4 protein-coding genes are annotated in these 5,420 nt (G+C 74.0%); 2 read left to right on the top strand and 2 right to left on the bottom strand.

Annotated elements, in window-relative coordinates; genetic code table 11:
* Positions 1 to 69 precede the first annotated feature (69 nt).
* Complete coding sequence (locus tag BIV25_RS45520; RefSeq protein WP_177235663.1) at positions 70 to 885, top strand: hypothetical protein; 816 nt, start codon at positions 70 to 72, stop codon at positions 883 to 885.
* Positions 886 to 985: 100 nt separating this feature from the next.
* Here the strand turns inward: BIV25_RS45520 and disA are convergent, their stop codons facing one another.
* Positions 986 to 2,110, bottom strand: coding sequence for a DNA integrity scanning diadenylate cyclase DisA (gene disA, locus BIV25_RS45515; RefSeq protein WP_071378492.1), 1,125 nt, complete (start codon positions 2,108 to 2,110; stop codon positions 986 to 988).
* An 80-nt stretch (positions 2,111 to 2,190) separates the two neighbouring features.
* Entirely contained in the window at positions 2,191 to 3,600 is a 1,410-nt protein-coding gene (gene radA / locus BIV25_RS45510) for a DNA repair protein RadA (protein WP_071378491.1), read from the bottom strand.
* A 172-nt stretch (positions 3,601 to 3,772) separates the two neighbouring features.
* Between radA and BIV25_RS45505 the strand changes: the two genes are divergently transcribed.
* Positions 3,773 to 5,420 (top strand): sigma-70 family RNA polymerase sigma factor (locus tag BIV25_RS45505; protein ID WP_107486723.1); only part of this gene is annotated, 1,648 nt, incomplete at its 3' end.

Below are 5,420 nucleotides of genomic sequence, written 5' to 3'. Positions count from 1 at the left end.
CTTGCAGGACCGCGAAAAACATAACGGGGGGCGCAGGACAGCGCGCCGTTCTCTCGTAAGGTTTGGGCCGTGGGATCTCTGCGCAATCCGGTCGGGCCGCTTCCCTCCTCCATCTACTGGCGAAGGAGGGCCGTCATGCTGGCCGTGGTCGCCGTGCTGGCGCTGGTGATCACGCTGGTCGTCACCGCGGGCGGCGGCGGGGGAGGCAAGAAGAACAGCGACGCGTCCAGCGGCAAGAACCCCGCGAACACGATCACGCCCGGCCCCTCCTCGTCCGGGCCCGCGATCAGCCAACACCCGGGCGGGCGCGACGAGTCGAGCGGCGGCGGCAGCGGCGGGGGCGACTCCGGGCCGGGCGGCGACAGCGGTTCCGGCTCCGCGGACTCCTCCGGCGGCTCGGGGTCCGGCGGCGGCTCGTCCTCGGGCGCGGCGGGCGGCGGTACGGTCGTCGCGGGCGACGCGCTCCCGGCGTCCTCCGCGCTGCCCAACTGCACGTCCTCCGCAGTGGCGTTGAGCCTGAAGAGCCTGCACAACTCCTACTCGCCGGACCAGACGCCGACCTTCGAACTCACCGTCAGGAACAGCTCCTCGGCCGACTGCAAGATCGATCTCGGGCCGAAGAACGCGGTGTTGACCATCACGCCGTCGGCCGGCAGCGACTCCTACTGGTCCTCGGCCGACTGCCCCAAGGGCGCGGCGAGCCTCGTCTTCCGGGTGCCGGCCGGGCGGAGCATCACCTACACGGTGACGTGGGACCGCAAGCCGAGCGCACCGCAGTGCGAGACGCCTGCGGCGGGCTCGGCGAAGGCGGACACGTATCTGCTGGAGGCCAGCACGCCGGGCTTCGGGAAGCAGGAGGCTTCGTTCGTGCTGTCGGCGGACTAGGGCGACCGCAGCGCCCTGTAAGGGGCGCGGGGAACTGCGCGAGTAACCACGACGGACCGGTAGTCGCGATATGACGGAGCCCGCCGAGCTGTCAGGCGACTCAGACGTACCGCTCCAGGATCGAGGACTCCGCCAGCCGCGACAGACCCTCGCGCACGCTCCGGGCCCGGGCCTCGCCCACGCCGTCCACGGTCTGGAGGTCGTCGACGCTCGCGGCGAGCAGCTTCTGCAGGCCGCCGAAGTGCTCCACCAGCCGGTCGATGATCGCGCCCGGGAGGCGGGGGACCTTGGCCAGCAGCCGGAAGCCCCGCGGGGAGACCGCGGAGTCCAGCGTCTCGGGGGACCCGGTGTAGCCCAGCGCACGCGCCACCGTGCCCAGTTCGAGCAGCTCCCCGTGGGTCAGCGCGTCCAGCTCGGACAGCGCCTCCTCGACCGTGCGGGAGCGCTTCGCCGTCGGCTCGGGGACGTAGTCCCGCACGACCAGCTCGCGGTCCGGCTCGACGCCCGCGATCAGCTCCTCCAGCTGGAGGGCCAGGAGGCGGCCGTCGGTGCCCAGTTCGACCACGTACTCGGCGATCTCGGTGGCGATGCGGCGGACCATCTCCAGCCGCTGGGCGACGGCGGAGACGTCCCGGACCGTCACCAGGTCCTCGATCTCCAGCGCCGACAGGGTGCCGGCCACCTCGTCCAGGCGGAGCTTGTACCGCTCCAGCGTGGCCAGCGCCTGGTTCGCGCGGGACAGGATCGCCGCCGAGTCCTCCAGGACGCGGCGCTGACCGTCGACGTACAGGGCGATCAGGCGCATCGACTGGGAGACGGAGACCACGGGGAAGCCGACCTGCTTGCTCACCCGGTCCGCCGTGCGGTGCCGCGTGCCCGTCTCCTCCGTCGGGATCGTCGGGTCCGGCACCAGCTGCACGCCCGCGCGCAGGATCTTCGACAGGTCCGACGACAGCACGATGCCGCCGTCCAGCTTGCACAGCTCGCGCAGCCGGGTCGCGGTGAACTCCACGTCCAGCACGAAACCGCCCGTGCACATCGCCTCGACCGTCTTGTCCGAGCCGAGGACGATCAGCCCACCGGTGTTGCCGCGCAGCACGCGCTCAAGGCCGTCACGCAGGCCCGTACCGGGAGCCACGGCGCTCAGCGAGGCGCGCATCAGGCCATCGGAACCGGCACTCCCACCGATCTTTCCGGGAGCCGCCGCCCGGTCGTTGGCTGCCACTGCACTCCTCCGGTCGCAGGTTCTGACGCGCCCCCGCACCCGCACTCTGTTCGCACGGACGGGCGAGACCTGGGCAAAGTCTACCGGCGCTCCTCCGCCTCCCGCGGGGCCTCTCGGCGACGCGAGCGGGGCAGGACCCGCAGCGCGTCCCCCATGTCCGCGACTTCCAGAACCTTCATACCGGGCGGCACCTTGCCCGGATCGGTCGGTACGAGCGCGTGCGTGAAGCCCAGCCGGTGCGCCTCGGCGAGCCGGCGCTGCACGCCCGTGACCCGTCTGACCTCGCCCGCGAGGCCCACCTCGCCGATGGCCACCAGGTTCTTCGGCAGCGGGGTGTCGCTCGCGGCGGAGGCGAGCGCCAGCGCGATCGCGAGGTCGGCGGCCGGCTCGGACAGCTTCACCCCGCCCACCGTCGCCGAGTAGATGTCCCGCTTGCCGAGCGCGCTGATCCGTCCGCGCTGCTCCAGCACCGCCAGCATCATCGACACCCGGGAGGTCTCCAGGCCGGAGGTCGTCCGGCGTGGGGAGGGGATCTGGGAGTCGACGGTCAGCGCCTGCACCTCGGCGACCAGCGGGCGACGGCCCTCCAGGGTGACGGTCAGGCAGGTGCCCGGCACCGGCTCGGCCCGCCGGGTCAGGAACAGGCCGCTCGGGTCGGCGAGGCCCGTGATGCCCTCGTCGTGCAGCTCGAAGCAGCCGACCTCGTCCGTGGCGCCGTAGCGGTTCTTCACGCCGCGCACCAGGCGCAGGCGTGCGTGCCGGTCGCCCTCGAAGTGCAGCACGACGTCCACGAGGTGTTCGAGGAGGCGGGGGCCCGCGATCGCGCCGTCCTTGGTGACGTGGCCCACGAGGAGCGTGGACATGCCGCGCTCCTTGGAGGCGCGGATCAGCGCCCCGGCGACCTCGCGCACCTGGGCCATGCCGCCGGGCGCGCCGTCGATCTCCGGGGAGGCGACCGTCTGCACCGAGTCCAGGATCAGCAGGGACGGCTTCACCGCGTCCAAGTGGCCGAGGACGGCGGCCAGGTCGGTCTCGGCGGCCAGATACAGCTCGTCGTGCAGCGCGCCGATGCGGTCCGCGCGCAGCCGCACCTGGCTCGCCGACTCCTCGCCCGTGACGTAGAGCGTGCGGTGCTCGGCGCTCGCGGACTTGGCGGCCACGTCCAGCAACAGGGTGGACTTGCCGACGCCGGGCTCGCCGGCGAGCAGCACGACCGCGCCGGGCACGAGGCCGCCGCCGAGCACCCGGTCGAGCTCGGGCACGCCGGTCGTGCGGGCGGTGGCCTGGCGGCCGTCGACCTGGCCGATGGGCAGCGCGGAGCTCGTGACGCGGCCCGGTGCCGTCGTACGGACCGCGGGCGCGCCGTATTCCTCGACGGTGCCCCAGGCCTGGCATTCGGGGCAGCGGCCGAGCCACTTGGCCGTCTGCCAGCCGCACTCCGTGCAGCGGTAGGACGGGCGGTCCTTGGTGGTCTTGGTACGGGCAGCCATGCGGAAACCGTAGCCCGCGGCACTGACAACCGGTCCCGGGACCGGGCGGCGGACGTCCCGAGTCGCGGAACGAAAGGTTCCTGTCCCCTTATGAGGGATCGTTTCACCCGTACGGATTAAAAGAGCGCAAGGATAAAGAAGGGGCACTCCGGGGCCGCCTACGGTCGCACAGGTGATGAGCAGCAGTCCGGAGACCACGACCCGCACCACCGGAGCGCACCGGACGCACCACGCGGCGCGCGAAACACGCGAGGCACGCGAGGAGCGGGAGGGACGCGACCGTGCGGCCGCACGCACCCTCGCCCACCGCATGCCGACGCGCTACGAGCCGTACCTGGACGGTCTGTTCACCTACTGCCTGTCGGTGCTGTGCGACCACGACGCCGCCACCGCCGCCCTCCGCGACGTCCTCGCCCTGGCCGAGCGGCGCGCACACCGTGTCCCGGAGGCCGCGGCCGACCGCAGGGCCTGGCTGTACGCGCTGGCCCGCTGGGCGTGCCTGCGGGGGCTGACCGAGGCCAAGCAGAAACGTCAGGCCACGCACGCGTCGGGCCGCCCGGCGCCGGCGGGAGCGGCCGGGGCGGCCGCGGGCGAAGGCGGCGGGAGCGCGGGGAAAGGGGCTGCGGGGAGAGGAGCCGCCGGGCCGGCGGGAAGACCGGGCCCCGATCCGGCCCTCGCCCCGGAGACCCAGGAGCAGCGGCGCCGCGAACTCGCCCTGCTGGCCTGGCCGGAGGCCGCCGGCACCACCCCGGAGCAGCGCGAGGCCCTGGAACTCGCCGTCCGCCACCACCTCGCCGCCCACGAGGTCGCCGCCGTCCTCGGCATGGCGGACGCCACCGCGCGCGAGCTGCTCGCCTCCGCCGCCTGCGAGGTCGAGCGCACCCGCGCCGCCCTGGCCGTGGTCGGGGCCGGCGGCTGCCCGAGCGTGTCCCACCTCACCGGCGACAGCGGGCTGGTCCTGAGCACCGCGCTCCGCCGCGAGCTGGTCCGGCACGTCGACGACTGCCCGCGCTGCCGCCGCACCGCCGAGCGCGCCGCCCCCGGACGCTGGCCCGGCACCGCGGTCACCCCCGCCGAGCTGCCCGTCCTGGAAGCACCCCGCGCGGCCCTGCACAGGGCGTTCGCGCACCACACACGCACGCGTGGCGTCGACGTACCCCGCTTCGACCGGCGCGGCTTCCCGATGGACCCCAAGGACCGCGCGGCCCGCCGCGACCGCCTACGCGCGCGTGCAGTGACGACGACGGTCGTCGCCACGGTCGTCGCCGCCCCTGTCCTGGCCCTGTGGGCCGCCTACCGGGGTGCCCCCACGGCGGAGGGCGAGGGCCGCTCGCCCTCCGCTCGCGAGGCGCAGGGGCCCGACGCGCTTGCCGAAGACCCGAGCGGCGGCTACGAGAACGCCGGGAACGCGAGCCTGAAGCCCGGTTCCCGCGTCGGCAGGAACGGCAAGGCGGACGTCTCGGTGGAGGTCGTCAGCGTCACCGGAACGGGAGCGGGGCGGCAGGGCGCCGGCCACCTGGACGTGACCGCCGCCCACGACGGCGACACCACGCTGATCACCCTCGCGGCATCGGGCGCCGCCCCGGTCCGCTGGTCCGCGTCCACCACCGTCGGCTGGCTCTACCTGAGCCGGTCCTCGGGCACCCTCGCCCCCGGCCGGACGTCGACGATCAAGGTGTACGTCGACCACCTCCGCGAGCCCTCCGGCCACTGGCACGCACAGGTGGCTGTCTCCCCGGCGGGCACGGTGGTCACGATCGACGGCTACGGCACGGCCCCGACCCGCCCGGCACCCCCCACGCCCCCACCGTCCTCCGCTC

The organism is Streptomyces sp. MUSC 14 (assembly GCF_001866675.1).
Classification (GTDB): Bacteria; Actinomycetota; Actinomycetes; order Streptomycetales; family Streptomycetaceae; genus Streptomyces.
This window is presented reverse-complemented; position numbering and strand designations above follow the sequence as displayed.